General features: G+C 67.3%; 16 protein-coding genes, 1 tRNA gene and 2 rRNA genes. 2 read left to right on the top strand and 17 right to left on the bottom strand.

Features of this window, described 5'->3' with window-relative positions; genetic code table 11:
* The 13 genes from CFB18_RS15795 to CFB18_RS02945 all read right to left on the bottom strand — a co-directional run.
* On the bottom strand, window positions 1–242 hold a 242-nt coding region (locus tag CFB18_RS15795; protein WP_234976999.1), incomplete at its 3' end, for a hypothetical protein.
* A gap of 3 nt (window positions 243–245) precedes the next feature.
* Entirely contained in the window at window positions 246–1,265 is a 1,020-nt protein-coding gene (locus CFB18_RS03000; RefSeq protein WP_088570326.1) for a hypothetical protein, read from the bottom strand.
* A 52-nt stretch (window positions 1,266–1,317) separates the two neighbouring features.
* Window positions 1,318–1,707 carry a hypothetical protein gene (locus tag CFB18_RS02995; RefSeq protein ID WP_088570325.1) on the bottom strand — a complete coding sequence of 130 codons (390 nt, stop codon included), beginning with the start codon at window positions 1,705–1,707 and terminating at the stop codon, window positions 1,318–1,320.
* A complete protein-coding gene (locus CFB18_RS02990) occupies window positions 1,704–2,096 on the bottom strand; it encodes a hypothetical protein (protein WP_088570324.1) in 393 nt (130 codons plus the stop codon). The genes CFB18_RS02995 and CFB18_RS02990 overlap by 4 nt, the downstream gene beginning before the upstream one ends.
* Before the next feature lie 14 nt (window positions 2,097–2,110).
* Complete coding sequence (locus CFB18_RS02985) at window positions 2,111–2,476, bottom strand: hypothetical protein (protein ID WP_088570323.1); 366 nt, start codon at window positions 2,474–2,476, stop codon at window positions 2,111–2,113.
* On the bottom strand, window positions 2,476–2,667 hold the full coding sequence (locus CFB18_RS02980) for a Flp family type IVb pilin (RefSeq protein ID WP_088570322.1): 192 nt from the start codon (window positions 2,665–2,667) through the stop codon (window positions 2,476–2,478). Before CFB18_RS02980 ends, CFB18_RS02985 begins: the two co-directional genes overlap by 1 nt.
* Before the next feature lie 23 nt (window positions 2,668–2,690).
* Window positions 2,691–3,593, bottom strand: a complete 903-nt coding sequence (locus tag CFB18_RS02975) for a hypothetical protein (protein WP_088570321.1) — start codon at window positions 3,591–3,593, stop codon at window positions 2,691–2,693.
* Window positions 3,590–4,552 (bottom strand): type II secretion system F family protein, encoded by a 963-nt coding sequence (locus CFB18_RS02970; protein ID WP_088570320.1) that lies wholly within the window; start codon window positions 4,550–4,552, stop codon window positions 3,590–3,592. The genes CFB18_RS02975 and CFB18_RS02970 overlap by 4 nt, the downstream gene beginning before the upstream one ends.
* A gap of 18 nt (window positions 4,553–4,570) precedes the next feature.
* Complete coding sequence (locus CFB18_RS02965; protein ID WP_088570319.1) at window positions 4,571–5,887, bottom strand: ATPase, T2SS/T4P/T4SS family; 1,317 nt, start codon at window positions 5,885–5,887, stop codon at window positions 4,571–4,573.
* A 101-nt stretch (window positions 5,888–5,988) separates the two neighbouring features.
* Window positions 5,989–7,149, bottom strand: a complete 1,161-nt coding sequence (locus CFB18_RS02960; protein ID WP_088570318.1) for a hypothetical protein — start codon at window positions 7,147–7,149, stop codon at window positions 5,989–5,991.
* Complete coding sequence (locus CFB18_RS02955; protein ID WP_088570317.1) at window positions 7,146–8,264, bottom strand: WXG100 family type VII secretion target; 1,119 nt, start codon at window positions 8,262–8,264, stop codon at window positions 7,146–7,148. The genes CFB18_RS02960 and CFB18_RS02955 overlap by 4 nt, the downstream gene beginning before the upstream one ends.
* Before the next feature lie 10 nt (window positions 8,265–8,274).
* Window positions 8,275–8,601, bottom strand: a complete 327-nt coding sequence (locus CFB18_RS02950; protein WP_088570316.1) for a hypothetical protein — start codon at window positions 8,599–8,601, stop codon at window positions 8,275–8,277.
* 18 nt (window positions 8,602–8,619) lie between these two features.
* On the bottom strand, window positions 8,620–8,922 hold the full coding sequence (locus CFB18_RS02945; RefSeq protein ID WP_088570315.1) for a hypothetical protein: 303 nt from the start codon (window positions 8,920–8,922) through the stop codon (window positions 8,620–8,622).
* Window positions 8,923–9,159: 237 nt separating this feature from the next.
* On the opposite strand from CFB18_RS02945, the gene CFB18_RS02940 reads away from it, so the two are divergent.
* The gene (locus CFB18_RS02940) at window positions 9,160–9,723 is read left to right on the top strand and encodes a sigma-70 family RNA polymerase sigma factor (RefSeq protein ID WP_159461539.1); all 564 of its coding nucleotides are present in this window, start codon (window positions 9,160–9,162) and stop codon (window positions 9,721–9,723) included.
* Between the two features lie 67 nt (window positions 9,724–9,790).
* Here the strand turns inward: CFB18_RS02940 and CFB18_RS02935 are convergent, their stop codons facing one another.
* The 4 genes from CFB18_RS02935 to CFB18_RS02920 form a co-directional block, all read right to left on the bottom strand.
* Window positions 9,791–10,864 carry a sigma-70 family RNA polymerase sigma factor gene (locus CFB18_RS02935; RefSeq protein WP_088570313.1) on the bottom strand — a complete coding sequence of 358 codons (1,074 nt, stop codon included), beginning with the start codon at window positions 10,862–10,864 and terminating at the stop codon, window positions 9,791–9,793.
* A 234-nt stretch (window positions 10,865–11,098) separates the two neighbouring features.
* Window positions 11,099–11,170: transfer RNA gene (locus CFB18_RS02930), tRNA-Met, on the bottom strand.
* Between the two features lie 12 nt (window positions 11,171–11,182).
* Window positions 11,183–11,299: ribosomal RNA gene (gene rrf / locus CFB18_RS02925) — 5S ribosomal RNA — on the bottom strand.
* Between the two features lie 160 nt (window positions 11,300–11,459).
* Window positions 11,460–13,029 (bottom strand): 16S ribosomal RNA (locus tag CFB18_RS02920).
* Between the two features lie 970 nt (window positions 13,030–13,999).
* Between CFB18_RS02920 and trpS the strand changes: the two genes are divergently transcribed.
* Complete coding sequence (gene trpS, locus CFB18_RS02915; RefSeq protein ID WP_088570312.1) at window positions 14,000–15,040, top strand: tryptophan--tRNA ligase; 1,041 nt, start codon at window positions 14,000–14,002, stop codon at window positions 15,038–15,040.
* Window positions 15,041–15,050: the final 10 nt, after the last annotated feature.

Here is a 15,050-nt window from a genome sequence, read left to right as displayed (position 1 = left end):
CAGGAATTGCGGCTGGAGCCGGGGAGGATCACCCCGATGGTCCAGGTCCCGGTGCACCGCCGCGCCTCCCGCCCCGAAGCCCCTAAGTCCTGGGTCTGGCGCACCTCGAGGCCAAAACAGGCGGGGTTTCGGGGATCTTTGCACCGATCATCGCCCTGGGCGGCGGTGGGAGCCGGATGGCCTGCTGCCCACCCGAACGACAACAGGAGGACCGAAAGCGTTGCAATCCACCGTGCCCCCATCTTTCACCTCTTGACCTCTGCCCCTTCCGGGCTGATGATGAGAGTGCCGATGGGCTTCACAGTGGAGGGGTTGATCGTCTCCGGGAAGATGTCCTGCAGGCCGAAGCGGGAAAGCAGCTCCGAGCGCCGCCACAGGGGCAGTCCGAAGAGCCGGGCCAGGTCCTCCGCCGAGCCCGCCGGCACGGCATGGGTTGCCCGGGGCGGAAAGGGACGCTTGTAGGCGATCGAGACCCAGTGGCGAGTCTTCGGATCGTAAGCTACGGCCAGGATGGCGCGGGAAACTTCCCCGCCTTCAATCCGATAGCGGCCCCAGAGATCCTCCCGGCCCTCCTGGCGCGATACCCCCCAGGCTAACTGAAGTTGGTCTGAATAGATATAGACGAGGACAGGGAAGTCAGGATCGCCGGTGGCCACGGCTGTGTAGGCCAGATAAAGATCGTCGATCCGCTTCCCCTGGGCATCATAGTAGGCAGTGAAATCCTCTGGCTTCATAGACTCCACCTGGACCTGGGGCACCTCCATTCCCGGGGCCCAGAACCAGGGGACCGAAAGCACCTTGCCCTCCACGGAAGGCGCAGGGACGTCGGGGTTGGGGACCAGGGTGTGGGCCAGGTCCCGGGCCAGCCCCTCGTAGACGCAGGGGGGCTCGATGCGCTGGGGCGGCTTGGGCAGCCGGATGGGCTGCCCGGTCTGCGGGTCCCGCAGCCCGGCCTCGATGGGGACCAGTTTCCACAAGCGGGGGTCTTCGGGGCACAGGGGGGCGGGGGTGCGGGTGGGGGCTTGGGCGGTGGCGGTGACGGCGGCGAAGACCGCCGTTTTGGTCAGCGGGGGCAGGGTGGGGGCGGGCCGCTCGCCGGGCAGGGCCGAGCGCTGGCCCAGCCCGAGGGCGAGCAGGTAGAAGGCGGCGAGGAGGGGGAGGGTGAGGAGCAGGCCCCAGGTGGCGGGGCGCAGGCGGCGCTTCCCGTAGTGCTCATAGGTGAGATACCACCACAGTTCTTTGAAGAACCAGCGGATCCAGGACATCGCTACCTCCTCGCCAGCTTTGAATCCATCAGAACCGTCTTCCGGCTTGCGATCACTGCCCTTCCCGGAGGATCCCCTCCAGCACCGTCCCCTCGATCGCCACTCGGGTGGAGAGGGTCCCCAGGAACCCCCGGGTGGTCACCCGAGCGCGCGCGGCACAGGCCGGGGGGACAGGCACGCAGGAGACCTCCTCCAGAACCGCGTCCGGGATCCGGGCGCCTGCCCAGATCTCCGCCACCCGCACCACCATCGCCGCCGGATCGCCCCGCAGGCGGCCCGTCTCGTCCGGGGCGCTCATCTGAGCCCCATCCCGAAGAGCCAAGTTGAGCACCGCTCGAGTCCGCTCGATGCGGATCTGGTGCACCATCAGGTCCCGGACCGCGGCCGCCATCGGCGCGAACACCACCGCCAGATACAGGGCCAAGAACGGCAACAGGCTCATGGCGGGATCTCCTGCCAGTCGGATTTCCAGTGTTCGATATAGGTCTCCTGGCGGACCCGGACATCCCATCCCAGGAACGGAAGGGAGGGGATGAAGAGGGTCGGGCGGGCGATCACGGTGCACACCACCCGGCCACCCCAGACCCCGTCGTGCTGGACAGTGACATCCACCAATCGCCGGCCCAGCACCACCCGGGCGGCAGCCTCCCCCTGGCGCAGCCCCTGGGCCCCGTCGGGGGTCTGGGAGGCCTGGGCCGCGCAGGCGTAGGCCGCCCAGACCGCGAGATTCGCCGTCCGCCCCCGCTCCATCAGGCCTAGGACCCCCCAGAACATCAGCGCCAGAACTGGCAGGACCAGAGCCAGCTCCAGCAGCGCTTCCCCGCGCCGCACGGATTCCCTCCCCTTCACCACCAGTCCACGGGCGGCCCGTCCCAGAACCGCCATTTCCGGAACAAGAGCTGGAGAGCCACCCGCCAGCGGATCGGGATGCCGTAGAAGCGCCCGCCGGTATCCTGGACCTCGTTCACGCGGGCCTCCAGGGCCCGCCGGGCCGGATCAATGGCGGAGACGATCTCCCCCGAGGTCACGCCTGGATAGGCCGAGGTCCGGAAGGCCGCCTCCGCCGCCAGCCGGGAGCGGACGCTCCAGCGCAGGGCGTAGGCGCCCGCGTAGAGCATGTAAAGCAACAACAGGAAGAAGGGGACCATGGCCAGGGCGAAAGAGATCAGGCTCTGGCCCCGCTGGTCCCGCCGCCGGCGCGTCCTCCCCATCAATCTCCTCCTGAGGCCGCTCCCGTAGCCTCATCCATCTTCTGGCCGCCGATCCGGAAGGCGTTGAGGATGCGCTGGCGGACGCCCGGCAGGGCCAGAGCAGCCACTACGGCAATGAAGAGGAACAGCAGGGCGAACTCCACCAGGGACTGTCCCTCCTCCTCCGTCAGAAACGCCCACAACGTCTGCATGGATCACCTCCACACACTGAGATTCAGAAGCCGAGCAGGTCCTGGCCGCCGGCGAAGACGTGATAGAGCAGGACGATCATGTAGCCCATAATGGCCAGGATCCCCGCGGCCATCACGTAGGGCTCGACGGCCGTCACCCGCTCGGAGACCTCCTGCTCCATCTCGGAGCCCAGATCTTGGATGAGGGAAGAGAGGATGACCTCGAAACCCGCGCCTCCCGAGATGGCGGCCCGCACCCCATCCATGAAGCGGATCAGGTAAGGATCCCGCGGATCCGGGGCATGGAAGAGGGCTTCCTGAAGGCCGGCCTCCCCGCGCGCCGTGTAACGGGCGACCAGGAAGCGGGCCCAGTTGGCGAACACTCCGTCTCCCACCGCGGCCCGGGAGAGGGCATCATCCCAAGCTCTCCCTCCGCGCAGGAAGCCCCGGGCCGCCGCCAGCACCAGGAGCATGTTCGACCGAAACCGCCGCTTCCGGGCGGCGATGGCCGCCGCGATCCGTCGATCCGGAGACAACACCCCATAAAGCCCTGCCGCCAGCCCTCCCAGGATCCCCGGGATCAGGGTGCCCAGGAGCAGGCCGATGAGCAGACTTCCTCCAATCATCACCAGAAGGCCGAGGGCCATCCCCCACAGCCGTGCGGCCCACACCGCAGAGACTGTGGCGTAAGGCGTATATCCGGAGCGGGCGATGCGCTCGACCAAGGGAGCTCCCCGGCGAAGCGCGATGCCCTCCCAGACAGGCAGCAGCGGCCACAGGAGGGGATAAAGCGGCGTCAGCCAGGCCGGCAGCGCAGTCCCCCGATCCAGCGGATCCGGGCTCTCCGGCCGGGCCCGGATCGGATCCGCCGACCGCAGGAGGGATGCCCACAGCCCTCCCAAGACCAGCCCGCCGGCGAGGAGCGCCGCCAGATCCGCCAGGCTCATCGGACCTCCCCTCCGGGCAGGATGGGGTTCCCGTAGCGGTCCGTGGGGATCAGACCGGCGCCTCCCCGGGCGATGCCCACCGTCTCTTCCATCGAAAAATATCGATCCATAATCCACTGGGAAACCATCAGGGCTCCCCACCATCCGCCCACGATCAGGACGGGGCTGATTGGATCCCCGAGGAGGAGCTCGCGGAACATCGGATCGGAGGCGATCAACAAGAGCAGGCCCGCCGCGGACATCACGATGATGAGATAGATCCGACGTTGCATCCCGCGCCCCCGGGCTCGGGCGACCTCCAGGATGCGGCGCACCCGGTCCATCTCCTCCGCAATCACCTGAACGATCTCCGAGACCCCCGCCCCGCCGCTCAAGAACACCTGCAGCACCTGGACGGCCGAGGTGGCCACCGGGTGGGCGAGGGCCGCCGCCCACTCCTGAACCGCCTGGGTTCGCGCCTCCGGCGCGTCGCCGGCCCGGGCCAGCCGCTCCTCCAGATCCGTAAGGGCCCGACGGGCCACCGGTCCGCACACCTGCTTGGCCCGCGCGATGGCCTCCGAGCGCGGCGCGCCGGCCCGCAGCCCCGCCGCCAGCATCCGCAAGAAGACAAGGAGCTCCCCCGCCAGGAGCAAGCGACGGGTCGCGGCCTGCTCTTGGGCGCGGACGAAATAGAAACTGGCCCCGAAGAAGGCCAGCATCCCGGCGGCCACGGGGCCCAGCCCTGCCATGAGGCCGATCAGCCCGCCCGCCGCCGCCCAGAGAGCGGCGAACTGCAAAAACAGCGCAGGCGGCAGGTCGATCCCCGCGGCCCGCAGCATACCCTCCAGCCAGGGGCGGTGCACCAGTTCCCGCCAGCCGGACCGGATCAGGGCTTCCTCGGTCGGGCGGGCCAGAGCGGCCAGCGCCCCCGCCCCCGCCATCGCCCCTGCCAGCAAAGCCACCGCATCTCGCAGATCCACAGAATCCTCCCTCTTCCCTCACCAGACCGCCGCACCCGCTCCCCAGGGCAGATCCGTCAGCCCCAGCTCCTCCGCCGTAAAGCGCGGCCGCGCGGGCCGGGAGGCCGGTCGCAGCCCCTCCCCCGTCCGCTGAAAGACTGTCCGCAGGGCCGGCTGATCGGAATCGCCCTCCACGAAGGGTAAGACCTCCGCGATGGCCTCCACGAAGCGCTGCCCCCCGCCCGGCCCCTCCCGGTAACCCATCACCACCACCGCCGCCACCGCCTCGGCGAACATCATGGCAATGGTTCGGACCGGAAGATCTCGGGCCTCCGGATGGGCCTGGGCCATCTGGAGGTAACGTGACCACACCCGCTGGACGCTGTCGGTGTGCATGGTGGTCACCTGGGGGCCATGGCCGGTGTTGGCCGCCCGCAGGATCTCAAAGGCTTCCGGCCCCCGGGCCTCGCCCACCACGATGCCGTCGGGACGCTCCCGCAGGGCCATCACGATCAGATCGAAGGCCGAGAAGGGGACGATCTCCTCGCCCGGCAGCTTCTGTCGGGTGAGCTTGTGCACCACGTTCCCCGGGTCGCTCTCTGGGCGGCCGTCCCAGAACACCATCAGCTCGTAGGAGTCCTCGATGATCACCAGGCGGAACTCCTGGCCCACCTCCCGCAGCAGCGCCCGGGCCAGGGTGGTCTTGCCGCAGCCGGTGGGCCCGGCGATGATCAGAGTCCCCCGCCGCCGCAGCACCCCCAGCAGATAACGGGCCGCCTCCGGGGTGAGCACCCCTCCCGCCACCAGATCAGACAGCCCGGGTGCCCGGCCGGGACGGGCCAGGCGCACCGTCAAACAATCCGAGGGGACCAGCGGCGGGGCCGACCAGGAGATCCGCACGGTCAGGAAGCCGATGGGCTCCGGGAGATCGATGGAAAAAGATCCCTCGGCGGCCGGCTTCACATCCCCCGGCGTGCGGATCCCATAGCGCTCACACAGCCGGCGGATTCCCCCCATCAGGCGATCTGGATCCTGCACCTCCCCCCAGCGCGCCCAGCTTCCGCCTCGGAAGACCCACAGATAGCGCCGGTGGTGGAGGGCGAAATCCTCCACCGCGGGGTCGCTCAGGATGGGAAACAGCTCCTCCCAGTCCAGGACGGCCAGGGCGGCCCGGGCCAGCGTCGCTGGAGCCGCCGCCGGCCCCAACACCTCCTGGGCCGCCCGCAGGGCGTCTGCCACCCCTGCCGGACGTCCTCCGGTGTTCCGGGAAAGGGCCGCCCGGAGGGCTTCCAGGGGCAGCGTGGCCTCTGTGGAACCAAGCGACCCGATGGTCTCCGCCCGGATCTCCGGGAACATCCTCTGCTCGCCTCCTCGTCCGGTCCGGTTTCATCGCACCCGGCCAGGCCGACTGCACCCGCCATCCTGCTCATCGCGTGCCGGCTTTCCTCGTTCCGTCCTCACGGGCTCCTCTCCACCCACCGGGCCTGGTCCCCCGGCAAGGGATAGATCACACGATCCTCCAGCCGCGCCACCCAGGACAGCGGGAAACCGAGCATTCCGGACTCATCCGCCTCTGTGCCAAACAACAGGAACGATCCATCGGGGGAGCAGCCTCCCTCCACATAGGGGAGGAGGTGATTCGGCATGGAGAATCGCTCGTCCCCTCGGACGAAGGGGATCCGACCCTCCGCTCGGAAAGCATCTACGAGCTGCCCACGCGCCTCGATGGCGCTCAGCGGACGCACCGTTTCGGCGGACAGATCCGCGATGTAGAGCTCGCTATGTTCGAGCCCACCGCCTGCAGCGCCATCCTCCGCCCACGGATGCCGATACACCGCGAAGTCCACAACCACCCAGCGGCCTTGAGTCCCACAGACCGGTTTCCAGATCCTCGTCTCAATGAACCCTCCCTTCTCAGTGATCCTGTATCGGATCTTCATCTGAACTTCCTCATCCCCAACTTCCAGCGGCGAGATCTCCTCCACCTTTTGCGACGGATCCGGGCGGAACAGATCCTCAGGCAACGGGAGGGCTCGAACAGTCCCGTCCGACTGCGTCACACAGAGGGATCGGCCGTCCGGGCACGGCGACGCCTCCAGAGAAACCGAAGAAGCCTCCTTCGGACCCGCCCCCGGAGGCGCCGGCGTGCAGAAAATCATCGGCGCCTCCCGCGCCCCCAACGTGGGCTGCACCGCCACCCGCGCGCACAACTCCCACCCGCTCCCCGCCCGCCGCCAAAACGCCCTCTCCAGCCGCGTGATGTAAAGACCCACCTCCGGCACCGGCCCCAGCCACCGCTGCCCGTCCGTGAACCAGATTGCATACGTGTCCGCCGTATACGCCGTCCGCTCCTTCGCGAACTCCCGCACCACCCGCACCGCCAGCCACTGATCACCGGTCCGAAAACCCCCCGGAAGCGACTGGGGGCGGAACGCCATGGACGCCGGGGTCAGTGTGGGGAGACGGGTCCGCGTCGGAGCCGGCGAGGGAGAGGCCGCCGCCTCCTCCACCGGAGCCGTGGCCCCCGGACGCGGCCCGGGGGATGGCTCCGCCGGGGCGCCGCACGCCCCCAGCAGCAACCCCACCACAAGTCCCACCGCCTTCCATCGCCCGCTCATGGCAACCTCCCTCCGGAATGGCCTTCCCCCTTCGAAAAGGCCAGCACCCACCATCGCTCTTTCCGAGCCTGACCATCCACAGCAGCGAGGAAATCCTCCCAGCGGTAGCGCTCGGAGCGGTTGAAATAGGGATTGCCGATCACCACATAGCGTCCATCTGGCCTCTCCTCCAGCCCCTGCACCGCAACCCAGTGGGAGACGGAGTCTGAAGCCTGATGGGAAGTCAGAAGACCATCCCCCACCTGCAGGCCGCGTTTCTCTTGAATGCGCACCAGGGCCATCAGGGCCTCCCCGCGGCCGAGGCGCTCCTGCAAGCTCCGCCACAGCCCCTCCGAATCCTGTTCTCCATTCGGCACCCAAGCCGGCTCTCCCTTTAACCCCAGTTCGCCCGCCGCTCGGATCAAGTCATGGATCCCGGTGTAGAAGCCGAGGCTCCCCTTGCCCGGACGGGCTTGAATGTTCTCGCGAATCGATTGCTGAAGCGAAGCATCCGCGGTGCGCAGCGTGCTGGCGATCGCCGCCTCCACCGGGACGGAGCGGCCCAGCACCGCGCTGGCGGCCATGCTCAGCCCCACCGGACCGCAGGCCGCGCTCCACGGAATGGACTCCGGCAACGGTTGTCCTTCCCGGAGCCCCAGCAAGGACCGGAGGGAAGCCTCCGAAACCCCCAGCTGGAGCAGCTGGGTCGTGGAGACGCGGGCCTCGAACTGGCTTTGCAGGGGGCGTCCGGTAGCATCCACCGCGCGGGGATACCCCTCCGGGCTCAGGGCGAGGGGCACGAAGGGCAACGCCCCGCGCTCCGCCGTAGGGGCCTCCTGCACCATCCGGGCTGCCATCCGGAAGGCCTCCTCCATCCGGTCCATGGCCCGTTCCAGGGCCTCGGCCATGCGCGTCAGATACTCCACGCCACGTTGCCAGCGGGGATACTGCCGAGCCCAGAAGGCGCGGAACTGTTCCCCGGGCACCGCCCGGGCGATCTCCCCCAGCGCGTTTCCGTGCCCCTGGGCTCGCTGAGCCAGGGTCTCCCATTCCCGGGCCCCCCGCCGCAACGCCCGGGCGATCTCCCGAACCGCCTCCGGCTCCACCTGCAGCCCGCGAGGATCCTGCGCGCCCATCGCTTCTCCCTCACAACGTTGGATCCGGCAGCGATCGCAGCATCTGCTCCACTTCGGCGACAACCTGGGCGATCCGTTCTTCCCCGGCCGCAATCGCCCTGGAAAGATGCTGGCCCTCCACCAGCCAACGCTGGAAGATCTCCAGCCGGCGCTGGGCCTCCTCGAGGTAACCCTGGGCGGCCTCTCCGGTCCAGAGCGTCGGCAGCTCCTCCAGAAGCGCCCTCCTCACCTCCATCCCGAGGCGCTGAGGGGTCTCCTCCTCGAGCCCCCGCCGGTAGGCCTGGACTGCCTCCGGTAAGTGGATCAACCTTCGCATCGCCGGCTCGTCGTAAGCCATGGCTCCTCCTTCGTGCGCTCAATGTGCGCGCCGGGATCGCATGCGTCGCGCCTGCTCCTCTTCCAGGGCCTTCAGGTTGTTCAGGGCCTGACGCAGTGCGATGACCGCCGCGCGGTTTTCTTGAACGCACTTCCGCAGGTGCTGGATCAGGGTTTCGCCGTAAGCCCGCGCTGCCGCCCCATGCGGCACCCAGCGGGGTTCCAGCGGCCCGATGGACCGGCCCAGGACCGCTGTCTGTTCTTCCATCTCGCCCAGGACCCGCTCCATCTCCGCGCAGAGTGCGAAGGCCTGATCGTAATCCACCTGATAGATCCGTCCCATCCTGATCGCCTCCGCGAGGATGTCTCATTAAGATGATAGACAGTCGCCCCTCTCTCTCGTCGCCCGCCCTGCCCAACGCCTGTTCCCATTTTTCCCGTTTTTCTGAACGCGACCTCCGGTTCGAAACGGGGACTGCTTATCATCATGACGGAACCGGCCGCATGGACGGCAGGCGCCCTGCGCCCGGACCGGCTCCCCTCCGTGCGGCCGTTTTCATCCCGCCCGGAGGAGCGCCGGATGAGCAGGGACCGCATGGCGCAGGCCTTTGCGGACTTCGATCGCATCCAGCAACTCGTGGAGCGGGCCGCCACCCGTCTCTTGCGCGTCCTGGACCTCCCCTCGTGGCTGGATCCGGAGGATGTGATGCAGGAAGGGTTCCGGATCGTTTGCGAGGCGGTCGAGCGATGGGATCCCGAGCGGGCACGCTTCACCACGTATCTTTACCTCCACCTGGACCTGTTTCTGCGTCGGGCGATCCTGCGGCGCCTGAGAGGGCATGCCGAGTGCCCGTTGTGGGAGGAAGAGGAGGAGTCCGGGGATGGGATCCATGAAACAGTGGAAGCACGGGAGGAGCTGGAGGCGCTGCAGCGTGCCCTACAATGCCTGAAGGAGGAGATGCCCCTGGCCTTCGCGGTGGTGGTGCGCTATTTCGGGCTGGAGGGGCATGCCCCATGTGCGATCACGAAGATCGAGCGGCAGCTGGGGTTGACCCGAGGGGAGGGCCAGGGCTGGCTGCAGAGAGGCCTGGACCGCCTGCGGTCGCTGCTCCAGGAGAGGGATGGGGAGGGAAAGGGAGGCTGAAAACAAAAAGGGCTGACCTCCCTTCTCAGGGGAGATCAGCCCCAGGTGAGGCCATCTGCATTCGCGCTCATGCCGCCTTGAGGAACTCCCGCATCTGGCGGACCTTCATCTGCTTGCGCAGGTAGCGCAGTGCTTCCGCCTCGATTTGGCGGATCCGCTCCCGGCTGAGGCCGAACCGCTGGGCGACCTCCTCCAGGGTGTAGGAACGGCCGTCCTCAAAGCCGTAGCGCAGGCGCAACACGCGGGCGTGGCGGCTCGGGAGCTCATTGAGCAGCTCTTCGATCTGCTCCCGCAAGAGCTGGTCCGCGACCACCTCATCGGGAGCCGGGCTCTCGGCGTCCCGGATCGCTCCCTCCAGGGTGGTCTCTCCCTCCTCGTCCATCGGCTCCTCCAGAGAGAGCAGGGGCCGGGCGGCGTTCCAGAGCCACTCCACCTTATCGGTGGCTGTGCCCAGCCGTTCCGCTACCTCCTCCGGCGTAGCCGGGCGGCCGGCTTCCTGCTCGATTTGATGGGCGATCCGCTGGGCCTTGCGCAGCTGCTCCTGAGCGTGGATGGGCAAGCGAATGGTGCGCGCTTGCATCGCCAGGGCCCGGGTGATGGCCTGGCGGATCCACCAGGTGGCATAGGTCGAGAAGCGGCGGCCCCGCTTGGGGTCGAAGCGCTCCACGGCCTTCATCAGACCCAAGTTGCCCTCCTGGATCAGATCGAGCAGGGGCACGCCAAGGCCCTGATATTTCTTGGCCACGCTGATGACCAGGCGGAAGTTCGAGGTGATCAGCTTCTCCCGGGCCTGGCGGCCCTCTTCCACCAGCCGCTCCAGGCGCTGGCGGACATCGGGCGGGAGGTTCCCATCCCGGGCCAAGCGGCGGGCGGCCTCACGCCCCCGGGCCATCCGCATGGCCAGCTCCTTTTCCTCCTCAGCGGTCAGCAACGGATGGTCGGTCACCTCCCGAAAATACAGGGAGATAAGATCCCGATCCTCCGCCAGCTCGCCCAGGACCGGGAGGGAGGTTTCCTCATCGAGCTCGGCCCATTCCGCCTCCGCCTCAAGGGCCTCTTCGTCCCAGGGCTCGCCCCAGAGCTCCTCGTTTTCCAGCTCCTCCTCCTCATCGGGGAGGATCGGACGGTTTCGACGCTCCATTGTGACCTCCTTCCGGCGCTTCAGAGAGAATCCGCGCCGGGAAACCGTGAAGCACCTTATCGATCCGTATCCTATGGAACCCGCATCCGGCGTGACACGCCTGCGTCTGTGGTCAGGCTGGGACCGCGTTTTGGGAAGAAATCAAAGAAGAGAAAATGGGCGAGCGGTCGTTTCACCGTCCGCCCTTCCCACAGGGGTGCAGGAGGAGGATCTGGCGGATCCCGAACCTTCCAGTTGCGGGGGCGGGATTCGAACCCGCGACCTCCAGGTTATGAGCCTGGCGAGCTACCGCTGCTCCACCCCGCGGCGCGCCCATTCCCCTGGCAACGGCCTACTCTCCCAGGGGGTCGCCCCCCCAGTACCATCGGCGCTGGCGGGCTTAACTTCCGGGTTCGGGATGGGACCGGGTGTTTCCCCGCCGCTCCAGTCACCAGGGGAATGGGGATGTTCCGGCATCTTAACAACTGAATTGTGGTAGGAAGGCCGGGTATCCGGCGTTGGGACGCCAGGGGGAACCCCTGACGGACCACCTTGGGGTGGGTCGAAGGGCATCCGGCTCACGCCGGGATATCGCCCCCCGACCGGCACTCCCTAGAAAGGAGGTGATCCAGCCGCAGCTTCCGCTACGGCTACCTTGTTACGACTTCGTCCCAGTCGCCGGCCCCGCCTTCGACGGCTCCCTCCCTCCCCCACGCAAGACCCCTCCGGGGAGAGGTCCTGGGTGGGGGAGGGTTGGGCCACCGGCTTCAGGCGTTGCCGACTCCCATGACGTGACGGGCGGTGTGTGCAAGGCCCGGGAACGTATTCACCGCCGTATGGCTGACCGGCGGTTACTAGCAACTCCGCGTTCATGCAGGCGGGTTGCAGCCTGCAATCCCAACTGAGCCCGGCTTTGATGGGATTGGCTCCCCCTCGCGGGTTGGCAACCCATTGTACCGGGCATTGTAGCGTGTGTGTAGCCCCGGGCATCAAGGCCATGCTGACTTGACGTCATCCCCACCTTCCTCCGGCTTGTCGCCGGCAGTCCCCCTAGACACGTGTAACTAGGGGCAGGGGTTGCGCTCGTTGCGGGACTTAACCCGACACCTCACGGCACGAGCTGACGACAGCCATGCAGCACCTGTGCCGGCTCCCCTTGCGGGGTCCCTTCCCTTTCGGGTCGGTACCACCGGCATGTCAAGCCCGGGTAAGGTTCTTCGTTTTGCATCGAATTAAACCACACGCTCCGCTGCTTGTGCGGGCCCCCGCCAATTCCTTTGAGTTTCAGCCTTGCGGCCGTACTACCCAGGCGGCGCACTTAACGCGTTAGCTTCGGCACGGAGAGCGTGGTCAGCCCCCCATACCTAGTGCGCATCGTTTAGGGCGTGGACTACCCGGGTATCTAATCCGGTTCGCTCCCCACGCTTTCGCGCCTCAGCGTCAGGGACGGGCCAGGTGGCCGGCTTCCCCACTGGTGTTCCTCCCGATATCTACGCATTTCACCGCTACACCGGGAATTCCACCACCCTCTCCCGCCCTCAAGGGCTCCAGTATCGAGCGGCCTCCCCGAGTTGAGCCCGGGGCTTTCACGCCCGACTTAGAGCCCCGCCTACGCGCACTTTACGCCCAGTAAATCCGGGTAACGCTCGGCCCCTACGTATTACCGCGGCTGCTGGCACGTAGTTGGCCGGGCCTTATTCGCCGGGTACCGTCCTTTCTCGTCCCCGGCAAAAGCGGTTTACACCCCGAAGGGCTTCTTCCCGCACGCGGCGTCGCTGGGTCAGGCTTTCGCCCATTGCCCAAGATTCCCCACTGCTGCCTCCCGTAGGAGTCGGGCCCGTGTCTCAGTGCCCGTGTGGCCGGTCACCCTCTCAGGCCGGCTACCCGTCATCGGCTTGGTGGGCCATTACCCCACCAACTACCTGATGGGCCGCGGGCCCCTCCCGGCGCGACCCGGTTCGTCTCCTCCCCGGGCCTTTCCTCGACGGGCCGTCCCCGCCGAGCGTATGCGGTATTAGCCCCCCTTTCGGAGGGTTATCCCCCACGCCGGGGCAGGTCACCCACGTGTTACTCACCCGTTTGCCGCTAGGAGGGCTCGGCTTACGCCTACCCCCTCCCCGCTCGACTTGCATGTGTTAGGCACGCCGCCAGCGTTCACCCTGAGCCAGGATCAAACTCTCCGTCGGCTCATGCATCCCCAGGAGGTTGACCTCCCGGGGTGTAAGATCCGACCGCAAGACTTCCGCCGGACGTCCCCGGACGCTTCCTACCACAATTCAGTTGTTAAGGTGCCGCCCCACCACTTCGGAGACCCTTACCCCTCAGGCAACCTCGCAGGGCATCAGGGCCTCCAGCGCATCTTATTTTATAGCACAGGCGCGGGCGTTTGTCAAGGCCCATCACTCCGCGCCCTGCCGGGAGTCTGCCCCCACCAGGGGCGATGGCCCGCCGGCCTTCTTCCAGTCCTATGTTATAACCGAGGACGGCCACGCTGTCAAAAATCCTTCCCACGGATGGAACGGCCGCCCCACATGGTCTCCTTTGTCGTCTGACGACCGGACTTCGCGCGATCGTTCCGCGACGCCTCGCCCTCCGTCCCTCGTCCAAGGCAAGTCCGAATCCCCCACCAGGGGAATCGAAGTGCCTGCTCACCGGATCTTTCCAAGCGCGCAGCAGGGCGACCGACCGCACGCCCCCTGAGCCTGGGGCGGGATTTGACAAATCCGGCTGCAGATGCTAAAGTGAGAAAAAATCAAAGGAAGGCCTCCAGGCCGTATCGCCTTCCAACGGAGAGCCATAAATGCGATGAAGGGGAAGAGTAGGGATCCGGCACCGCCCAGAGAGTCGGGGTTCAGGTGGGAGCCCGATGCGGATCCGGATCCTGAATGGGCCCCGGAGCAGCCGCCCGAACCGGAGGGTTCCTCCGCAGTAGGCGCGGCCGGAGACGCCACCGTTATCGGCTGAGGGCCTCGCCCGGCGATCCCAATCGGGCGGCGCCTGCGCGAAGGAGGGGGGCTGGCTTCTCCCCCGGAGAGGCCAAGCCCAAGAAGGGTGGCACCGCGGGTCACACAGGGCCCGTCCCTTCAGGGGACGGGCCCTGTCGTTTTTCCGGAGGTGATTGGGGCTCTGCATTCTCCAGGACACGAGGAGGTTGCGATGGGGAACAAAAAACGCGTGCTGACCGGCGATCGGCCCACCGGGCCGCTCCATCTGGGCCACTACGTGGGAACCCTGGCCAACCGGGTCCGGCTGCAGGACCAGTATGAGGTCTTCCTCCTCATTGCCGATTATCACGCGCTCACCACCCGACCCGAGAAGGCGGACATCCTGGCCTCCCGGGAATACATCCGGGAGATCGTGCTGGATTACCTGGCCGTGGGCATCGACCCCGAGAAGACCACCATCTATTTGCAGTCCGACGTCCCCGAGGTTTGCGAGCTCACCTTGCTCTTCTCCATGCTGGTCACCCTGCCTCGTGTGGAGCGCATCCCCACCCTGAAGGACATGATCCGGGACCAGAAGATCGAGAACCCCTCGATGGGTCTGATGCTTTACCCCATCCTCCAGGCGGCGGACATCCTCCACGTGAAGGCGGAGATCGTCCCGGTAGGGAAAGACCAGGAATCCCACGTGGAGCTGTGCCGGGAGATCGCCCGCCGCTTCAACAGCCTCTACGGGGAGGTCTTCCCGGAGCCCGAGGCCCTGATCGGGGACGTGCCCACCCTTCCGGGGATCGACGGCCGGGCCAAGATGAGCAAATCCCTGGGCAACGCCATCTTCCTCAGCGATCCCCCTGAGGAGGTCGCCCGCAAGGTCATGCAGATGTTCACCGACCCGACCCGCATCCGGCCGGATATCCCGGCGGACCCCGATGCACCGCACAACGTGGTGTTCCGCTACCACGAGGCCTTCAACGACGACAAAGCCGAGGTGGAGGAGCTCAAGGCGCGCTATCGCCAGGGAAAGGTGGGCGATGTGGAGGTCAAGCGCCGGCTGATCGCCGCCCTCGAACGGTTCCTTGCGCCCATCCGCGAGCGGCGGGCGTATTATGCCGCGCGGCCTCAGCTTATCGACGAGATCCTGGCCGCCGGCGCAGCGAAGGTCCGCCCCATCTCCCAGGCCACCCTGGCGGAGGCCCGGGAGGCGATGGGCCTGAGCGCCCGTCGCCTGGCCGAGCTGAAAGCCCAGCTGCCGTAAACCGCGGGGG

Source organism: Thermoflexus hugenholtzii JAD2, from assembly GCF_900187885.1.
In the GTDB taxonomy this organism is placed as follows: Bacteria; Chloroflexota; Anaerolineae; order Thermoflexales; family Thermoflexaceae; genus Thermoflexus; species Thermoflexus hugenholtzii.
This window is presented reverse-complemented; position numbering and strand designations above follow the sequence as displayed.